Annotated in this window: 22 protein-coding genes; all 22 read left to right on the plus strand. The window is 57.8% G+C overall.

Translation table 11 applies throughout. The features are described from left to right. The first annotated feature begins 25 nt into the window (after positions 1-25). Entirely contained in the window at positions 26-517 is a 492-nt protein-coding gene (locus B0G52_RS09060) for a flagellar hook capping FlgD N-terminal domain-containing protein (protein ID WP_094043375.1), read from the plus strand. Continuing rightward, positions 510-896, plus strand: a complete 387-nt coding sequence (locus tag B0G52_RS09065; protein ID WP_094043377.1) for a TIGR02530 family flagellar biosynthesis protein — start codon at positions 510-512, stop codon at positions 894-896. The genes B0G52_RS09060 and B0G52_RS09065 overlap by 8 nt, the downstream gene beginning before the upstream one ends. An 89-nt stretch (positions 897-985) precedes the next feature. Next, positions 986-1,807 (plus strand): flagellar basal body rod protein FlgG, encoded by an 822-nt coding sequence (flgG, locus tag B0G52_RS09070; RefSeq protein WP_094043379.1) that lies wholly within the window; start codon positions 986-988, stop codon positions 1,805-1,807. A 61-nt stretch (positions 1,808-1,868) separates the two neighbouring features. Then, complete coding sequence (locus B0G52_RS09075; protein ID WP_094043381.1) at positions 1,869-2,102, plus strand: flagellar FlbD family protein; 234 nt, start codon at positions 1,869-1,871, stop codon at positions 2,100-2,102. After that, positions 2,099-2,578 carry a flagellar basal body-associated FliL family protein gene (locus B0G52_RS09080; RefSeq protein ID WP_094043383.1) on the plus strand — a complete coding sequence of 160 codons (480 nt, stop codon included), beginning with the start codon at positions 2,099-2,101 and terminating at the stop codon, positions 2,576-2,578. Before B0G52_RS09075 ends, B0G52_RS09080 begins: the two co-directional genes overlap by 4 nt. Before the next feature lie 80 nt (positions 2,579-2,658). Next, complete coding sequence (gene fliM / locus B0G52_RS09085) at positions 2,659-3,660, plus strand: flagellar motor switch protein FliM (protein WP_094043385.1); 1,002 nt, start codon at positions 2,659-2,661, stop codon at positions 3,658-3,660. Next, entirely contained in the window at positions 3,650-4,876 is a 1,227-nt protein-coding gene (fliY, locus tag B0G52_RS09090) for a flagellar motor switch phosphatase FliY (RefSeq protein ID WP_094043387.1), read from the plus strand. The genes fliM and fliY overlap by 11 nt, the downstream gene beginning before the upstream one ends. A 21-nt stretch (positions 4,877-4,897) precedes the next feature. Continuing rightward, entirely contained in the window at positions 4,898-5,260 is a 363-nt protein-coding gene (locus tag B0G52_RS09095; RefSeq protein ID WP_094043389.1) for a response regulator, read from the plus strand. Positions 5,261-5,285: 25 nt separating this feature from the next. Then, entirely contained in the window at positions 5,286-5,831 is a 546-nt protein-coding gene (locus tag B0G52_RS09100; RefSeq protein WP_094043391.1) for a flagellar biosynthetic protein FliO, read from the plus strand. Further along, complete coding sequence (gene fliP / locus B0G52_RS09105; protein WP_094043393.1) at positions 5,828-6,574, plus strand: flagellar type III secretion system pore protein FliP; 747 nt, start codon at positions 5,828-5,830, stop codon at positions 6,572-6,574. The genes B0G52_RS09100 and fliP overlap by 4 nt, the downstream gene beginning before the upstream one ends. 31 nt (positions 6,575-6,605) lie before the next feature. Further along, positions 6,606-6,875, plus strand: coding sequence for a flagellar biosynthesis protein FliQ (gene fliQ / locus B0G52_RS09110; RefSeq protein WP_094043395.1), 270 nt, complete (start codon positions 6,606-6,608; stop codon positions 6,873-6,875). A 6-nt stretch (positions 6,876-6,881) separates the two neighbouring features. Continuing rightward, positions 6,882-7,667, plus strand: coding sequence for a flagellar biosynthetic protein FliR (fliR, locus tag B0G52_RS09115; RefSeq protein ID WP_094043397.1), 786 nt, complete (start codon positions 6,882-6,884; stop codon positions 7,665-7,667). A 78-nt stretch (positions 7,668-7,745) separates the two neighbouring features. Continuing rightward, the gene (flhB, locus tag B0G52_RS09120) at positions 7,746-8,834 is read left to right on the plus strand and encodes a flagellar biosynthesis protein FlhB (protein WP_094043399.1); all 1,089 of its coding nucleotides are present in this window, start codon (positions 7,746-7,748) and stop codon (positions 8,832-8,834) included. 95 nt (positions 8,835-8,929) lie between these two features. Next, the gene (flhA, locus tag B0G52_RS09125; RefSeq protein ID WP_094043401.1) at positions 8,930-10,963 is read left to right on the plus strand and encodes a flagellar biosynthesis protein FlhA; all 2,034 of its coding nucleotides are present in this window, start codon (positions 8,930-8,932) and stop codon (positions 10,961-10,963) included. After that, positions 10,960-12,456 (plus strand): flagellar biosynthesis GTPase FlhF, encoded by a 1,497-nt coding sequence (gene flhF, locus B0G52_RS09130; RefSeq protein ID WP_094043403.1) that lies wholly within the window; start codon positions 10,960-10,962, stop codon positions 12,454-12,456. Before flhA ends, flhF begins: the two co-directional genes overlap by 4 nt. Then, on the plus strand, positions 12,449-13,321 hold the full coding sequence (locus B0G52_RS09135) for a MinD/ParA family protein (protein WP_094043405.1): 873 nt from the start codon (positions 12,449-12,451) through the stop codon (positions 13,319-13,321). Before flhF ends, B0G52_RS09135 begins: the two co-directional genes overlap by 8 nt. A gap of 68 nt (positions 13,322-13,389) precedes the next feature. After that, a complete protein-coding gene (locus B0G52_RS09145; protein WP_233162521.1) occupies positions 13,390-14,883 on the plus strand; it encodes a protein-glutamate methylesterase/protein-glutamine glutaminase in 1,494 nt (497 codons plus the stop codon). Between the two features lie 37 nt (positions 14,884-14,920). Next, on the plus strand, positions 14,921-16,993 hold the full coding sequence (locus B0G52_RS09150; RefSeq protein WP_094043407.1) for a chemotaxis protein CheA: 2,073 nt from the start codon (positions 14,921-14,923) through the stop codon (positions 16,991-16,993). A gap of 29 nt (positions 16,994-17,022) precedes the next feature. Continuing rightward, on the plus strand, positions 17,023-17,484 hold the full coding sequence (locus tag B0G52_RS09155; protein ID WP_094043409.1) for a chemotaxis protein CheW: 462 nt from the start codon (positions 17,023-17,025) through the stop codon (positions 17,482-17,484). 3 nt (positions 17,485-17,487) lie between these two features. Next, complete coding sequence (locus tag B0G52_RS09160; protein ID WP_094043410.1) at positions 17,488-18,105, plus strand: chemotaxis protein CheC; 618 nt, start codon at positions 17,488-17,490, stop codon at positions 18,103-18,105. Next, positions 18,102-18,599, plus strand: coding sequence for a chemotaxis protein CheD (locus B0G52_RS09165; RefSeq protein ID WP_198960624.1), 498 nt, complete (start codon positions 18,102-18,104; stop codon positions 18,597-18,599). The genes B0G52_RS09160 and B0G52_RS09165 overlap by 4 nt, the downstream gene beginning before the upstream one ends. A gap of 1 nt (position 18,600) precedes the next feature. After that, the gene (locus tag B0G52_RS09170) at positions 18,601-19,029 is read left to right on the plus strand and encodes a hypothetical protein (RefSeq protein WP_094043413.1); all 429 of its coding nucleotides are present in this window, start codon (positions 18,601-18,603) and stop codon (positions 19,027-19,029) included. The last annotated feature ends 16 nt before the right edge of the window (positions 19,030-19,045 follow it).

The following is a 19,045-nucleotide window of genomic DNA, read 5'->3' on the forward strand; positions in this document are numbered from 1 at the left end:
TTCGAAGCAAGAGGAGGTGAGTGAAATGGCTGACAGTGTCGGCACGAAAAACATTTGGCCGTACTATTCCTCCCAGAACGTACAGGCCGCGGCCAGGGAACCGGTCAAGCAGCTTGGCAAAGACGAGTTCCTGCAAATTCTTGTAACGCAGCTTCGCTACCAAGATCCGATGCAGCCGATGCAAGATAAGGAATTCATCGCCCAGATGGCGCAATTCTCGTCCTTGGAGCAGATGATGAACATGACCAAGGAGATTACGGCGCTGAAGCAGTCGGCCGGAATGGCTACCGGACTCATCGGCAAACAGATCGAGTGGTATGCGGACAACGTCGAAGAGGGCGGGCAAAGCGTCGTGCAGAGAGGCACGGTCGACTCGATCATCTGGACGGGCGGCGTGCAGTATGCTCAGATCGGTGATCTAGCGGTTCCGATCGACAAGATTATCTCCATCTCCGAACCTTCCGCGGAAGAAGGCGGAAACGGCGAGAGCCAGCCGGAGGTGACGGGAGATGAATAACCCGATGCTCGTCGGGCATCTGACGACGGGGCGTACGGGCCCGATTCAAGGCCACAGGCCGCCGGATCGGAACAGGCAGGCCGACTCCGAAGGAGTATCCTTCAAGGAGCTGCTCAGCCAGCAGCAGTTGAAGTTCAGCCATCACGCGGAGCAGCGTCTGCAGCAGAGAGGCATTCGATTGCAGCCGGATCAGCTTGAGCGAATCGCCAACGCGGTCGATCAGGCGGCAGCCAAAGGAGCCAAAGATTCCTTGGTGCTGTTCCAGGACATCGCTATGATCGTCAGCGTGCCAAACCGAACCGTCGTAACCGCGATGGACGGCCATTCGATGAGAGAGCACATTTTCACCCAAATCGACAGTGCCGTCGTCGTCAGCTAACGTACTACAGGGCCGGTCCTGCAAAGGAAGCCCGCAGCCGCCGACCGATTGAAGCGGCTTAATCCCACCTTAATGGAGGTAGGCATTACATGTTGCGTTCTATGTATTCCGGCGTATCCGGAATGAGAGGGTTCCAAACGAAGCTCGACGTTATCGGCAACAACATCGCGAACGTGAACACGGTCGGTTTCAAAGCGGGCCGCGTTATGTTCAAGGACATTCTGAGCCAATCGATGTCGGGCGTGACCGCATCGGTCGAAGGCGAGCAAGGCGGCGTCAACGCCAAGCAGATCGGCCTCGGCGTTACCGTAGCCGCGATCGATACGCTTCACACGCCGGGCAGCGCGATGACGACAAGCAAGCCGACCGACCTGCGCATCGACGGCGACGGATTTTTCGCCGTCAGCCCGGGGGGAGACGGAGAGACGATGTACTTGACCCGTGCCGGCAACTTCGATCTGGATGCGAATCGCCAGCTCGTTAACGCCGACGGTATGTTCGTATTGGATTCGGGCGGGGGAATTATTCAGCTCGACGCGGAAGTGACGGCGTTCTCGATCTCCCAGACCGGTGAGATCATAGCTATTGGAGCGGACGGACTGGCTGAGCCGACCGGAATATTTATTGCCGTAACGGTCGTATCCAATCCCGGCGGTCTGGAGAAGGTTGGCGGAAACCTGTACCGGATGACGCCGAACGCCAATCCTGAAGGAGAACTGGAACTGGGTCAAGCAGCGGATCCTGAGACTGGCTCCGGCTCGATCATCTCCGGCCAGCTTGAAATGTCCAACGTCGACTTGACGAACGAGTTTACGGAAATGATCGTCGCCCAGCGCGGTTTCCAATCGAACTCGAGAATCATTACGACATCCGACGAAATTCTGCAAGAAGTCGTGAACCTGAAACGGTAATTGATCTCCTGTCGGGGAAGGGCTGAGGCCCTTCTTCCGGCAGTCTGGGGGAGGCCCAGTTATGATTCAAGTGACGCGCCTGAACGGCACGAAGCTTCATCTCAACGCTTTGCTGATCGAGACGGTGGAAGAGACGCCGGACACGATCATTACGCTTACGACAGGAAGAAAGTTCATTGTGATCGAAAATTCTTCGGATGTAATCCGGGCGATCCGGCATTACTTACGCAGTATCGGCGTGTTGGCGGCGGTCACAGGCCCCGCGGACCCGCAATCGGAGGGAGCTACGTCATGAGAAAATTGTTGCCATGGCTCGTTTCGCTATTATTGGCGATTACGTTGATTGTTGTTGTCACGTTCTACTTCTGGAACAATCTGTTCGGGGACAAGAAGAAGGATCCCGAACAGGCCGCCAAGGAAGTGGCAGAGAACGTGCAGCTGGAGCCAATATCTGCGGATGAAATGGTTAAAGTCACATCCGAATTAATTGATATCAGTACGAATCTTGCGGACACGGACTACGTGGTCAAAATCAGCTTCTCGTTCCAGTTCGACAGCGAAAAGGCGAAAGAAGAGTTCGACAAGATCAAGGAGAACGAAATCAAGCCGATCGTCAACCGCGCGCTGTGGGTCATGACCCCGGAGGAAATGAGCGGAACGAAAGGCAAGGACCAGCTGGCCGCGGGCTTGATCAACTCGATCAACGCCGTCATTACCGAAGGCAAGCTGCTTAAAGTCGGAATTAAAGGATTTGTTATGACTCCTATCTAATATAGAAGTAGTCCGGAACATCAGTTAGGCCAGCGGTTCGAGAGATCGTTCCGCCGAGGCTCGAGAAAGGGGTGAGAGATTTGGTAGATGTACTGTCGCAGAATGAGATAGACGCGTTGCTCGCGGCGCTGTCGTCGGGCGAGATGGATGCGGAAGAGCTCAAGAAAGAGGATACGCAGAAAAAGGTTCGCGCCTATGATTTCAAACGCGCGACCCGCTTTTCCAAGGACCACATTCGCAGCTTGACCCGGATCCACGAGAACTTCGCAAGATATTTAACGACTTATTTCTCCGCTCAGCTTCGAACGTTCGTCCAAATCAGCGTCGTTCAAGTCGAGCAGCTGCCTTACGACGAATTTATCCGCTCCATCCCCAAGATGACGATTCTGAACATCTTCGAGGCGGAGCCGCTGGAAGGCCGAATGGTTCTGGAAGTACATCCCAACGTCGCTTTCGCGATGCTGGACAGACTGCTCGGCGGAGGCGGAAGCGCTCCGAGCAAGATCGGCGCCCTGACGGAAATCGAAACGATCATCATGGAGAAAATATTCAACCGCGCCCTCGACAGCTTGCAGGAAGCCTGGAAGACGATGATCGATATGCAGCCGCGTCTGGAAGGACTGGAGACGAATCCGCAGTTCATGCAGATCGTATCCCCCAACGAGACGATCGCTCTGATCTCGCTCAGCACGAAAATCGGCGAGACGACGGGGATGATCAACCTGTGTATTCCCCATGTCGTCATCGAACCGATCATGCCGAGACTGTCCGTTCACCACTGGTTCGTGTCGCAGAAGAAGACGCGAGCCCCCGAGGAGCAGCAAATTCTCGAGCAACGGGTGCATAAAGCGAAGCTGCCGATTATCGCCGAGTTGGGCTCCTCGCACATTTCCGTCCAGGAGTTTCTCAATTTGGCGGTCGGAGACGTCATTACGCTGACCCGTCAAACGACGGACGGTCTTGAGGTCAAGGTCGGGGACAACGTGAAGTTTATCGCCAGTCCGGGCACGCTGCGAGACAAAATGGCGATTCAAATCCAAGAGATCGTCAGCGAAGGAGTAGATGAAATCAATGACGAGTAAAGATTACTTATCCCAGGAGGAGATCGACGCCCTGCTGAACCAGTCTTCCGGCGGGGGAGATGCTCCCGCGGCGGCGGAAGCGTCGCAGTCGATCGACGATTACCTGACTCCGCTCGAACAGGACGCCCTTGGGGAGATCGGCAATATCACGTTCGGAAGCGCGGCAACGGCGCTGTCGACGCTGCTCGGCAAGAAGGTCGACATTACGACCCCTACCGTGTCCGCGATCGTCAGAGACAAGTTCGAATCCGAGTTTCCGAAGCCTCACGTGGCGGTTCACGTCAGCTATGTAGAAGGGTTCGAAGGGATTAATTCCCTCGTGATCAAGTCCCACGACGCGCAAGTCATCGCCGATCTGATGCTGGGCGGCGAAGGCAACGTGACGACGGAGGAATTGAACGAAATCCACATTAGCGCCGTACAGGAAGCGATGAACCAGATGATGGGCTCGTCCGCGACCTCGATGTCGACGATTTTCAACCGGATGGTCAACATTTCCCCTCCGGGCATCGACATTATGGACGTTAAGAACAATTCAGGCGTCTCAAACTTGCCGCAGGAGAATATTTTCGTTAAGATCTCCTTCCGGCTGAAGATCGGAGACTTGATCGATTCCTCGATCATGCAGCTGCTGACGGTCCCGTTCGCCAAGGAACTGGTGAGTTCGTTGATGGGGGGCGCATCGTCGGAGCCGGCGCCTGCTCCGCAGCCTGCAGCGCAACCCGGGCCTCAGCCGGCGCCGCCCGCACAGCCGTCCTACTCCGCGCCGCCGGCACACACGCCGCCGCCGCAGGCGCATCAAGCGCCTCCGATGGGCGCCGTGCCGCCCGGCTACGGAGCTCCGATGCCAAGCTATCCGCAGACGCTCGGCGGCGGAGGCGGCATGAACCGGAACGTGAACGTCAATCCGGTTCAATTCGCCAACTTCCAGGGCGGCGGATACGCGCAGGCGGACGAAACGAATCTTAATCTGCTGCTCGATATTCCTCTGAAAGTCACAGTGGAGCTCGGGCGTACGAAGAAGCAGATTAAGGATATTTTGGAACTGTCCCAGGGCTCTATTATCGAGCTGGACAAGCTGGCCGGCGAACCCGTCGACATCTTGGTTAACAACAAATTGATCGCCAAAGGCGAAGTCGTTGTCATTGACGAGAACTTCGGGGTACGCGTTACCGATATCGTCAGTCAATGGGATCGCGTCCAAAAAATCCAATAAGCTAATCGGGAGGAAACAGAAATGGCAAACCGCATTCTCATCGTTGACGACGCAGCATTCATGCGCATGATGATCCGCGATATTTTAACGAAAAACGGGTACGAGGTCGTAGGGGAAGCGCAAGACGGAGCGCAAGCCATCGAGAAATATAAAGATTTGAATCCGGATCTGATCACGATGGACATTACGATGCCCGAGATGGACGGCATCGCGGCGCTTAAGGAGATCCGCAAGCTCGATTCCAACGCCAAAGTCATCATGTGTTCGGCCATGGGCCAGCAGGCGATGGTCATCGACGCCATCCAAGCCGGAGCCAAAGACTTTATCGTTAAGCCGTTCCAAGCGGATCGGGTCATCGAAGCGATCAAGAAAACGCTGGGTTAACCCGGGGCGGGAGCGTTGAAGATTCATGCGAACATACGGGCTTGCCGATGAGTTGCCGGATACGTCGTCGCTAGGCTCGGTTTGGGATTTGATCCGGGTGCTCGTTGTCCTCGGACTGATCATCGGCTTGATCGTGCTCGTTTTGCGCTTCCTGGCGAAACGCAATCGCGGGTGGGGGATGAACCGCTCGCTGCGCTCGCTCGGAGGATATCCGCTGGGCACGAACAAGTCGATGCAGATCGTGGAATGGAATGGGCGGATCTACGTGCTCGGGGTCGGAGAGAATATTACGCTGCTGGAGTCGATCACGGACGCGGAGATCGTGGACGCTTTGCTGGCGGAGCATGAAGCCGGCATGGCCGACATGGGACCGGCGCTGCCCGATTGGCTTCGCAAATGGACGGAGCGCAACAAACCTCAGAGCGAGGACCTGGCCTCCACAACCGCCGGAGCCGATTCCAGCTTCGAGAAGTCGTTGGAAAACCGGCTCCGCGAGCTTTCCGAGAGAAGGCAGAAGGCGGAACAACTGCTGGAGGATAACCGTTCTGAAGATCGGACAGATGAGCGATGAGAAAAAAAATCTTATATAGTTTCCTGACGTTGCAGGCTTTGCTGGTCGGGTTTCAGGCGTCCGCCTATGCCGACCCCATTATCGGGGTAACGCTCGGCGACGGCTCGGAGCCGGTCGGCGCGTCCGCGTTGTCCTTGCTCTTGCTCATTACCGTGCTGAGCTTGGCTCCGGCCATTCTCGTGCTGATGACGAGCTTCACGAGAATCGTCATCGTGCTCGGGTTTGTGCGCACGTCGCTGGGCACGCAGCAGATGCCGCCCAACCAGGTATTGATCGGACTGGCGCTGTTCATGACGCTGTTCGTGATGGCTCCGACGATGTCGCAGGTGAACGAAACGGCTCTCAAGCCTTACTTGGCCGGCGAGATCAGCCAGACGGACGCTCTGGAGAAGGCTGCCGTGCCGATGAAGGAGTTCATGTACAAGCATACGCGGGAGAAAGACCTGCTGCTGTTCATGAAGTACACGAAAACCGAGAAGCCGGCAACGTATCAAGACATTCCGATGACCGTGCTCGTTCCGGCTTACGCCATTAGCGAATTGAAAACGGCATTCCAGATGGGCTTCATGATCTTTATTCCGTTTCTCGTCATTGACATGGTCGTCGCCAGCACGCTGATGGCGATGGGGATGATGATGCTTCCGCCGATTATGATCTCGTTGCCTTTCAAGATTCTGCTCTTCGTGCTCGTGGACGGCTGGTATCTTGTCGTGAAGTCGCTGTTGACCAGCTTTAGTCCTTGAATCGGGCGTTCGAACGAGGGGGAAGAAGCCAATGACATCGGAGTTTATTATCGGCCTTGCGGGCCAAGCGCTGTTTACCGTGCTGAAAGTAAGCGCGCCGATGCTGATCATCGCGCTTGTCGTAGGCCTCAGCGTCAGCATCTTTCAGGCGACGACGCAGATCCAGGAGCAGACGCTCGCCTTCGTCCCCAAGATCATCGCGGTTTTTCTCGCCTTGTTGATTTTCGGGCCGTGGATTTTGAACATTATGGTCGATTTCACGGCGCGCCTGTTAGGAAATTTGGAGAAGTACATTGGGTGACTTGATATGAACATCATCATGCAGGTCTTCCCTGCCTTTCTGCTTGTTTTTTGTCGAATTACAGCGTTTTTTGTTGTCGCGCCGATCTTTTCGTCCCGGAACTTCCCGGCTACGATCAAGATCGGGCTCGGCTTCTTCGTCTCCCTGATCGTCTTTTTGAACGTCGGGTTCGATACGAAGGTGACGGCGGACGCGACTTACATTCTGGCCATTATGCGAGAAGTGTTCGCGGGCTTGCTGATCGGTTTCGTGGCTTATATGTTTTTCGCGATCGTTCAGACCGCGGGAGGGCTTATGGACATGCAGATGGGGTTGGCGATGGCCAACATCGTCGATCCGGTAACCGGCGTGTCCGCCCCGATCATGGGCAACTTCAAGTTCATGGTGCTCATTCTCGTTTTCTTATCCATCAACGGCCATCACTACTTGCTGGCCGCCATTATGGACAGCTACAAGTGGCTGCCGATGGACAACAATTTATTTCAAGTTTATTACGGCGGAAGCGTAACGGAGTTTCTGACCCGCACGTTCGCGGACACGTTCCTGCTGGCGCTGCAAATTTCCGCCCCGATCGTCGTGGCGATGTTCCTGACCGATTTTGGCTTGGCGCTGCTGGCCCGTGCGGCTCCGCAGTACAACGTATTCGTCATCGGGCTGCCGCTGAAAATTTTGGTCGGACTCGCGTTGCTCGTTTTGCTGATTCCCGGATTCGGAACGTTGTTTCAAATGATTTTCGACCGGATGTTCCAAGCGCTTGAGCATTTATTTACGATTTTGAAGGCAAGGCCTTAACCGTTATAGAACATAGTTCAAACCAGGCATGGGCTCTATGAAAGGCATCTTACGGCGCGAAGTTCAGGAGGTGGTGTCATGCCCCGCAATCGCCTGAAGATGGATCTGCAGTTATTTTCCGGCGAGAAGACGGAGAAGGCAACGCCCAAGAAGCGCCAGGACAGCCGCAAAAAAGGACAGGTTGCCAAAAGCGCGGAAATTCCGAGCACGCTTATCCTGCTCGCCTGCATCGCCTTTCTCGTCATGCTTGGACCGTTCCTGAGACAGCAGCTGCTGTCCTTGATCGGAGACGCGTTCCTGTATCGGCTGAATATGCAGGTTACCGACAGCAATGTGCTCGCTCTGTTTAATCACTATGCGGTCCAAATGTTGATTCTGATGGCGCCGGTGTTCATCATTGTCGTCGTGATCGCGTTTGCCGCCAACTATGTTCAGATCGGCTGGCTGTTCACGGTCGAGCCGCTGAAGCCGAAATTCGAGAAGCTTGATCCGCTCAAAGGATTCAAAAACTTGTTCGGAATGCGTTCGGTGATCGAATTTCTGAAGAGCGGGCTGAAGCTCGTCTGCGTCGCTGTCATCGTGTTCATGGTGCTGTGGTCCGAGAAGAAACGCTTGCTCGAGTTGGCTCATTTGCCCGTGCAGGACATATTCGCTTTCGCGACCAGCTTGATCGTCCGCTTGGGGATCTTCATCGCGGTGCTGCTGTTCATACTGGCGATCGGCGATTTTATGTACCAGCGTTACGAGTACGAGAAAAATTTGCGCATGAGCAAGCAAGATATTAAGGACGAATACAAAAACGTGGAAGGCGATCCGCTCATCAAAGGCAAGATCAAGGAACGCCAGCGCAGAATGGCGCTGATGCGGATGATGCAGGAAGTGCCGAGCGCGGACGTCGTCATTACGAACCCGACCCACTTCGCGGTCGCGCTGAAATACGACGCGTCGAAGATGGACGCCCCGACGGTGGTGGCCAAAGGCCAAGACTATCTGGCCTTGAGAATTCGGGAGATTGCCAAAGAGAACGACGTTATAACGATGGAAAACAAGCCGCTCGCCCGCGCATTGTACGAGAAAACAGAAGTGGGACAAAGCGTTCCCGCCGATCTGTTCCAGGCGGTCGCGGAAGTGCTGGCATACGTATACCGGCTTAAAGGCCGGAGGTAAGTCAAGCGGAATTAGAGGAAGCATTAAAGTTAGATAAAGTTCAAAAAGTTCGAAGTCGGGCTGAGTTTTATATTGGAGTGGGGTGGCGTGGCGTCATGAAAATTAGGGACCTAAGCATATTAATCGGCGTCATCGGCATCGTTCTGATGATGGTCGTTCCGATTCCCAAAGGGCTGCTGGACGTCCTGCTCATCATCAACATTTCCATAGCCATCATGATTTTGCTGATCGCGATGAATACCCAGGATGCGCTGCACTTCTCCATTTTCCCGACGTTGCTGCTCGTAACGACCGTATTCCGGCTCGCGCTCAACGTCTCGACGACAAGGCTGATTTTGTCCGAAGCGGACGCCGGTCACGTCGTCGAGACGTTCGGCCGGTTCGTGGCCGGGGGAGAGCTGGCCGTCGGCTTTGTCGTGTTCCTCATCCTGGTCGTTGTGCAGTTCATCGTTATTACGAAAGGCTCCGAGCGGGTTGCCGAAGTCGGAGCGAGATTTACGCTCGATGCGATGCCCGGCAAGCAGATGAGCATCGACGCGGACTTGAACGCAGGGCTGATCAACGAACAGCAAGCGCGCGAGCGCCGCGAGAAGATCGAGAAGGAAGCGGATTTCTACGGCGCGATGGACGGCGCCAGCAAATTCGTCAAAGGGGACGCCATCGCTTCGATCATCATCGTACTGATCAACCTGATCGCGGGCTTCGTCGTCGGCATGGCCATCCACGGCATGGACGTCATGACCGCGCTGGAAACGTACTCCGTCCTGTCGATCGGCGACGGGCTCGTCAGCCAGATTCCGGCGCTGCTGATCAGCACCGCAGCCGGTATTATCGTCACGAGGGCCGCGTCCGACGGCAACATGGCCGACGATATGAGCAAGCAACTGCTCCGTTACCCGCGGCTTCTGTACATCGTGGCCGGAACGGTGGCATTGCTCGGCATCGCCACTCCGATTCCGCTTCTTAGCACGATTCCGTACGCGGCGATATTGGGAATCGCCGGTTACCGTCTGCAGACGAACCTGAACAGGGAGCAGCAGGCAGCGGAAATGCTCGTCGAGGAAAAGGAGATCGAGGAAGTTCGCAGTCCGGAAAGCGTCATCAGCCTGCTTCAAGTCGATCCGATCGAATTCGAATTCGGCTACGGTCTCATCCCGTTGGCGGATACGCAGCAGGGCGGGGATCTGCTCGACAGAATCATCATGATTCGACGGCAATGCGCGCTTGAAATGGGACTTATCGTCCCCGTCATCCGAATTCGCGACAATATTCAACTAAAACCGAACGAATATGTCATAAAAATGAAAGGAAATACGGTGGCGCGCGGCGAATTACTCATACATCACTACTTGGCAATGAGTCCGGGGTTCGACGACGACTCCGTTACGGGTATCGAGACCCAGGAACCTGCGTTCGGCTTGCCGGCGCTCTGGATCGACGAAGCCACGAAGGAACGCGCGGAGATGGCCGGCTACACGGTCGTGGACCCGCCGTCGGTCGTCGCCACTCATTTGACGGAAGTGATCAAGAAATACGCGCACGAGCTGATCGGCCGCCAGGAGACGAAATCTCTGATCGACAGCGTCAAGGATACGTATCCGGCGCTGGTGGAGGAGCTTATACCGTCGATTCTCGGCGTCGGGGACGTGCAGAAGGTGCTGTCCAAGCTGCTGAAGGAGAAAATCTCGATCCGGGATCTCGTCACGATCTTCGAGACGCTGGCCGATTACGGCAAGTACACGAAAGATCCGGACGTGCTGACGGAATACGCCAGGCAGAGCCTGTCCAGGCAGATCACGCAGCAGTACGCGTCGCCGGCGGAGCCGCTTAAGGTCATTACGGTCAGCCCGGCCGTCGAGAAGAAGATCGCGGAAGCGGTGCAGCAGTCCGACCAGGGAAGCTATCTCGCGTTGGATCCGGCGTCCTCGCAAGCGATCTACCAGAGACTGACGGAGCAGGTGAACCGCCTCGTGCAGGCGGGACAGCAGCCGATTATCCTGACTTCTCCGACGATCCGCATGTATTTGCGGCAATTGCTGGAGAGAAGCTTGCAGGACATTCCGGTCATCTCGTACAGCGAATTGGAGCCTAGCATTGAAGTGCAGAGCGTTGGGGTGGTGAGCGCATGAAGGTCAAACGATACATAGTCGACGACGTGCCCGAAGCGGTGCAGCTGATTCGCGCCGAGCTCGGCTCCGACGCCGTTATTTTGAATACGAAAGAAATCCGCGTAGGCGGATTTCTTGGTATGTTCCGCCAAAAAAGAATGGAAGTGATCGCGGCCGTCGACGAGACGGCCCGCAAAGCTCCCGCGCGCGCGTCCTTGCCGGTCAGAATGCCGGAGAAACCGCCGGCGGCCGAGCCGAAGCCGGTCCCGGCCGCGGTTAACGAGCCTGCGGCGGCAGTGCCGATTCCGTCCGTTGCCGTCAGGGAGAGGTACACGCAGCCGCCGTTCTCGGACAGCGGCAGGCAGCCGATCGCAAGCCCGGTTAACGTCGCGGCGAAGGAGCCGCCATCCGATCCGCTCCCGCGAATCGAATCGCGTCCTCCGGCGGACCCGCTTCCGAGGGTCGAACCGCCCGCGCCGATCACGGCGGCGGAGCGGCAGCAGCCGGAGAGCGATTTTCTTGATTCTTCCGATCCTCTCGACCGGCTGCGATCGGGAATCGCCGACCGGCTGAAGGCGGACGCGCTTGCGGCCGCCGAGTCGAAGTCCGAAGCCTTCCGCGAGAGCGATCTGCGGGACGAGACGTCCGTCGTGCTTCAGGAACTTCGTTCGCTGCGGGAAATGATGACGCGAATGACGAAGGCCCAGACGACGTCCCGCTCGATTCCCGAGTCCGTGCTGAAATGGAGCAAGCGGCTTGCCTCGCAAGGCGTCGAGCCGGCGTACGTCGAACAGTTCGCGGAAGCGACAGCGGCAAAGCTGAGGGAAGCCGGCGAAGACGAAGCGAATGCTTACGAAGCCGCAGGAGGCGTCCTGCTCTCGTGGTTGAACGAAGCCAAAGGAGAGGGCATCGCTCAGGAGACGCGCATCGTTCATTTCGTCGGGCCGACGGGAGTCGGCAAGACGACGACGATCGCCAAGCTTGCGGCGGACCAGTCGTTCGCGCAGCGTCGCAGCGTCGGGTTCATTACGGCGGATACGTACCGGATCGCCGCGGTGGATCAGCTAAGAACGTATGCGGACATTTTGAACGTTCCGCTCGAAGTCGTGTTTTCGCCCGGGGAATTGACACGGGCCTATCATAAGTTAGAGGACCGCGATTTGTTGTTCATGGACACCGCGGGCCGGAATTACCGCAACGAGCTGTTCGTCTCCGAAGTCAACAGCCTGCTATCGCCGGCGGAGGGGGCGGAGACCATTCTCGTTCTGAGCATGACGAGCAAGTATTCCGACATGAAGGCGGTAGCCTCGCAATTCGCGAAATACGGAGTCCGCCGGCTTCTGCTCACGAAGTTCGACGAGACGGAATCGTACGGCTCCGTCGTCAATCTCGTCAAGGAATTCGACTTCCGCATTTCCTATTACACTTGCGGGCAGGCGGTGCCGGACGATATCAAAGCGTTCGATCCGGAAGACCTGGTTCGCAAGCTGCTGGGGGAGCCGGGCGATGATTGACCAGGCGCAGGCGCTCCGGCATTTGGTTCACTCGAAGGACCTCGGGTCGGCGAAGACGACCAAGGTCGTAACGGTCACCAGCGGCAAAGGAGGGGTCGGCAAATCCAATTTCAGCCTGAACTTCGGAATGGCTTTGCAAAATCGGGGATACAGCGTGCTGCTGTTCGACGCGGACATCAGCTTCGCCAACATCGACGTGCTGATGGGCACTCCGGCCAAGTACAACCTCATCCATCTGCTCAAAGGCGAGAAGTCGATCTGGGAAATTATCCAGATCGGTCCGAGCGGCCTGCAATTCATCGCCGGGGGATCCGGGTTTCAAGATTTGGTGCGGCTTAGGGAACAAGAGCTGGAATATTTCGCCGAACAGATCGGCAAGCTGCACGGCCATGTCGACTTCATCCTGTTCGACACGGGCGCGGGCTTGTCCAAGGAGACGACGAGATTCATCGCGGCGGCCGAAGAGACGATCGTCGTGACGACGCCGGAGCCGACGTCGATCACGGACGCGTACGCCTTGATCAAAATGGTGAACTCGATGGGGTACCAGGTTCCGTTCCGGCTCGTCGTCAACCGGGTCGTCGACGATCGCGAAGGCGCGCAGACGGCCGACAACATCCGGCAAGTGGCAAGCAAGTATATCGGCATCGATATTCCGGTGCTCGGTTACATTCCCGACGATGCCAGCGTCTCCAAAGCGGTCAGGCGGCAAACTCCGCTGTCGGTCGCATTTCCCAATAGCGAGGCGATGCGGGGCATCGACCGGATCGCGTCCAGGTTTCTGATGGAAGAGCGATCGCAGTCGCAGTCGACGGCCCGCGGGTTGTCGGGGTTCATGCAACGAATGAAGAAGCTCTGGAGCTGATCGGTCGCCAGCCGACGGGCATGCGAGCGCGAAGACATCAAACAACTAGATTAAGAGGAGGATGCCATATGACGGAGTTAAAAGTACTCATCGTGGATGATTCCCCTTTCATGCGCAAAGTGTTCAGCGACGTCATCGACATAGACTCCGCTTTCAAAGTGTTGGCAACCGCATGCGACGGAGAAGAGGCCGTTAAGCTGACGCTGGAGCTGAAGCCCGACATCATTACGATGGACTTGGAAATGCCGCGCATGAACGGAATCGAAGCGCTGCAGAACATTATGGCGATGAGGCCGACTCCCGTCATTATGCTGTCCGCGGTGACGGACAACGGCACCAGAGATACGATACGAGCGCTCCAATTCGGCGCGATCGATTTCATCCGCAAGCCGGACGGAGCCGTAAAGCTGGACATTCGGCAGGTCGGAGAGCAGCTGCTGGAGAAGCTGCGCATCGTGGCGGAGACGATCGACAAAGGCCCGCTTCGGATGCTGCCGGCCGTTGTGGAGAAGGCGGCCGAGGAGGCTCCTTCTTCTCCTTCGCCGGCCGCTCGCGCGGTGCGGGAAACGAAGGAAGCGGCGCTGGCAGCCGCCGCGGCCGCGGAGTCTCCGCCCGGCGAGGAGTCTGCCGGCAATTCCTCTTCCAGTAAGGAAGCTCCCGTCAAGAAGCCGACGATCGCGCTCCCGCGAATCGACAAGCCGCAGAAGCTGATCCGCAGGGAGACGGAGATTCGCAAGAGCGATCCGCCCGCGAGACCTGCTTTCGCGGGGGCGCCCAAGCCTCCGAAGCCTCAAGAGCCGCCGGAAATTCTGCGCAAACCGGCCAGGGCGACGGACGGCGGCACGCCGCTGACTGTCGTCAAGAAGGAGGCGAGGCCGCCCCTTCGGCAGCCGAACGTCGCGCAGACGGTCGCTCCGAACGCTCCGCCTCCCGCCGCTCCGCCGCCTCCGGCGGAACCGAAGCCGACGTCCTCGTTCACGCAGATCGTCGCGATCGGCACTTCGACGGGCGGACCGCGCGCGCTGCATGAAGTGCTGACCGGCATTCCGGCGGATTTTCCGGCGCCGATTCTCGTCGTTCAGCATATGCCGCCCAAGTTTACGCACTCGCTCGCGCAGCGGCTGGATTCGTTCTGCAGCATTCACGTCCGGGAGGCGACGGACGGAGAACAGATCGAGACGGCGACCGCGTATATCGCTCCGGGCGGCAAGCACATGTCGCTGGCGAAGGACGCCTCCGGCAAATACCGGGTCAAGCTGTCGAACGAGGGACCTCGAAGCGGCCATATGCCGTCGGTCGACGTCCTGTTCGAATCCTTGATCGGCCACCGGCAGCTGAAGCGCCATGCGGTGCTGATGACCGGAATGGGCAGCGACGGAGCGAAAGGAATGAAGGCGCTGCTCGACGACGGGGCCCAGACGACGATCGCCGAAGCCGAGCAGACTTGCGTCGTGTACGGGATGCCCCGGTCGGCGGTCGAGCTCGGCGCCGCGACGCATCAAGTGCCGCTGCAGGGCATCGCTCCGGTTCTCGTGCAGGAAATGAAATCGCGCAAAACCTAGCGCGCTGAAAGTTCAGCCAACAAGGAGGTGTCCGGCCATGGAAATGAATCAGTACATGTCCATGTTTATCGACGAGTCCAACGATCACTTGCAAGCGCTAAACGAAAATATGCTTCGGCTGGAGCAGCAGCCGGAGGACATCGGAATCGTCCAGATCATCTTCCGTTCCGCGCATACGTTAAAAGGGATGTCCGCGACGATGGGATTCGAGGATCTCGCCTCGCTTACCCACGAGATGGAGAACGTGCTTGACCTCGTGCGCAACGAGAAGCTCAGCATGAACGGCCATATTTTCGACACGCTGTTCAAATGCCTCGACGCGCTGGAAGCGATGGTCCAGGATATTATCGGCGGGGGAACGGGCAAAGGCGAAGTCGACGAACTGGTCGAACGTCTGAAAGGCATCGTCAAAGGCGATACCGGAGCCGCGGCATCCGCTTCCGGGACTTCCGCTCCGGCCAAGGCCGCCGCGGCGCTGCCCGCATCGCTCGTGCTCGACCAGTACCAGCTGTCGATTCTGGCGCAATCGATCGAGGGCGGGCATACAGCCTACTTCATCGAAGTAAGGGTGCGCGAGGACTGCTTGCTGAAGGCGGCCCGCGCCTACATGGTGTTCGACGTCCTCGAGAGGAACGGGGAGGTCGTCAAATCCTACCCGTCCGTACAGGAGATCGAGCAGGAGCAATTCGACCGCGGTTTCTCCGTGTACTACATTACCCAGACGGCGGAGCAGACGCTCCACGAGCAGCTCTCCAGAGTGTCGGAGATCGAATCCGTAACGCTGAACGCGGTGGACAAAGCGTCCCTGCAAGAGATGGAAGACAATTTGCGCGCTTCCGAGCAGAGCGCGTCGGCGGCGAAGGAAGCGGCTTCGGCCAAGGCGCCGGCAACGCAAGCTCCCGCTGCCGACAAGGGCGCTGCGCGTCCCGCGGCTCCGGCTGCTTCCGGCAATGCCGCTCCCCGCACGATCCGGGTCGATATCGAGCGATTGGACACGCTGATGAATCTGTTCAGCGAAATGCTCATCGACCGCGTTCGCCTCGAGCAGCTCGCCTTCGAAATCCGCCGCAACGACTTGACGGAGACGGTGGAGCACATGGCGCGCGTCAGCGCCGACTTGCAAAATATCGTGCTTAAGCTGCGCATGGTTCCCGTGGACAGCGTCTTTAACCGCTTCCCGCGCATGGTCAGGGACTTGGCCAAATCGCTGGACAAGAAAGTGGATCTGGTCGTCGTAGGCGCCGAAACCGAGCTGGACCGCACCGTTATCGACGAGATCGGCGATCCGCTCGTGCACTTGATTCGCAACTCGGTCGACCACGGCGTCGAATCGATCGCGGACCGCGTCGCATTGGGCAAGCCCGAGACCGGAACCGTCGTGCTGCGCGCGTTCCACAGCGGCAACCACGTGTTCATCGAGATCGAGGACGACGGCAAAGGCATTAACCGGCCGAAAGTGCTCGAGACGGCGATCAAGCGGGGCGTCGTCACTCCGGAGGAGGCGAAGACGCTCAGCGACGAGGAAGTGAACATGCTGCTGTTCGCTCCGGGCTTCAGTACGGCGGACAAAGTATCGGACATCTCCGGCCGCGGCGTCGGGCTCGACGTCGTCAAATCGAAGATTACTTCCTTGGGCGGCAACGTCACCGTGCTGTCGACGCTCGGACAGGGAACGAAGTTCTCGATCCAGCTGCCTCTGACGCTGTCGATTATCGCCGCGATGCTGATCAAGCAGGGCTCCGAGAAGTATGCGTTCCCGCTGTCTTCGATCGTGGAGACGGGCTCGCTGAAACGTTCGGACATCCGTACGCTGCACGGCAATCGCATGATCGATTACCGCCAGTCCATCATTCCCGTCATTTCGCTGGCCCAGCTGATCGACTCGCCGGATTACCGCGACGACGACGAGATCGAGACCGAAATGCTCGTCATCCGCAAAGGGGACAAGCTGGCTGCCGTTCTCGTCGACGAATTCATCGGCCAGAGCGAGATCGTGCTCAAGCCGCTGGGCAAATATTTGACCGGCGTCAAAGGCGTCGTCTCGGGAGCGACGATACTCGGGGACGGGCAAGTCGCCTTGATCGTGGATCCTAACGCGATTATCAAATAACAGTCCGGACTCTAAGGGAGGAATCATTCATGGCAGAGGAATTGAAAGTGATCGTCTTCACGCTGGCGCAGGAAGAGTACGGTATCGAGGTGGACAAGGTGCGCACGATCGAGCGGATGCTTCCGATCACCCGCGTACCGAAAACGCCGGCGTTCGTAAAAGGAGTCATCAATCTGCGGGGCGTCGTCATTCCGGTCATCGATCTGCGCGGCCGGTTCGGCTTGACCGAGTCGGATTACACCGAGAACTCCCGCATTATCATCGTCGCGGCCAACGAACTGGAAGTCGGATTTATCGTGGACTCGGCGAACGACGTGCTGGACGTCTCGAGCGACGCGATCGAAAATCCTCCGGAAGTGGTCGGCGGGATTAAGGCGAAGTACTTGAGCGGAGTGGCCAAGATCGGGGAGAACCGCCTGCTCATCTTGCTGAATCTGTCCGAAGTGCTGAACCGCAGCGAAATTATCCAATTGGAACAGTTCGGGGAATAAGCCGTGAATCTGTTCAGGAATAACGCGGATTTCAAGCTGGACGTGCTTCGGGAGGTCGGCAACATCGGCGCCGGCAATGCGGCGACCGCATTGTCTACGCTGCTTAACAAACCGGTGGACATGGCGGTGCCTACCGTGAACCTGCTTCCGTTCGAAGAGATCGCCGAGCGGGTCGGAGGTTCGGAGGCGGTCGTGATCGCCATTTTCCTTCGTGTCGAAGGCGACGCTCCCGGCAATATGTTCTTCATTATCAACCGGGAGCCGGCGCGCCGGATTCTGCAAGGCTTGCTCGGATTCAACGCGGCGGAGAACGACGAATACAGCGAGCTGGAGCTGTCCGCGCTGAACGAGATCGGCAACATTCTGGCAGGCTCGTACTTGTCCTCGCTGGCGGATTTCACCGGCCTGAGGATGTCGCCTACCGTGCCTTCCCTGGCAGTGGACATGGCGGGGGCGATCCTGAGCTACGGTCTGCTTCAATTCGGCACGATGGGCGACGACGCTCTGCTCATAGATACGACTTTCCTGGAAGGGCAGCAGGAGGCCGAAGGCCATTTCTTCCTCATTCCGGACCCGGAGTCGTTCGAGAAGCTCTTTCGTGCGTTAGGAGTGCCGTTCTGATGACCGAGGGCACGTTGATCAAAGTCGGAATGGCTGATCTGAATATCGCGGAAGGGGGGGCGGTGCTCAAGACGACGGGATTAGGCTCGTGCGTCGGCTTGACGTTATTCGATCCCGACTTGCGCATCGGCGGAATGGCGCACATTATGCTGCCGTCCTCCGACATCGCGCGCGAAGGTCAGCTGAATATCGCCAAATACGCGGACACGGCCGTCCCCGAGCTCGTGAACAGGCTGAGAAGCAGAGGCGCGGCGATCCATCGCCTGATCGCCAAAATGGCCGGGGGAGCGCAAATGTTCGCTTTCATGGGCGGCGCGGATACGATGAGAATCGGACCTCGCAACGTGGAAGCGACGAAGTTGGAGCTGGAGCGGTTCTCGATCCGTCTCGTGTCCGAGGACACCGGAGGCAACTACGGACGGACGGTGGAGCTGTACAGCCATACCGGCATTTTTCTTATTCGCAGCGTGCAGCACGGAGTAAAGGAGATTTAAGATGAAAGGTTCCTGGCGATTCATCATCGGATTCGGAGTTTTCGGAGCGCTGCTCACCGGCTTGATCTCCCTGTCGAACAATCCGCTGGGAACGACGCTGCTCAGAAGCTTTTACGCTTTTCTGGCGTTCGCCGCATTGGCGCTGGCCGCAAGCTTCGTGCTCGGGCAGCTGCTTGCTCCCGGCAAGCCGGCTGTAAGCGGGACCCCGGCCGAGGACGACCGCGGAAGCTTGCTTGATCTGACGACACCGGACGAAGGCGACGCCTTGTCGGAGATGCTGAAGGAGCAATGGACCGACGGCAAGCCGGAAACGGCGAAGGAAGAGGAAGTCAAGGGCTTCCAGCCTTTGCAGCCCAAGCGGGTGGTGTCGCTCGATAATCCGAATCCGGAGGAAGTGGCTCAGGCGATACGGCGCCTGACGGACGAATAAGGATGGTGAGGCTAGA

The sequence above is a fragment of the Cohnella sp. SGD-V74 genome, assembly GCF_003001675.1.
GTDB lineage: Bacteria > Bacillota > Bacilli > Paenibacillales > Paenibacillaceae > Cohnella.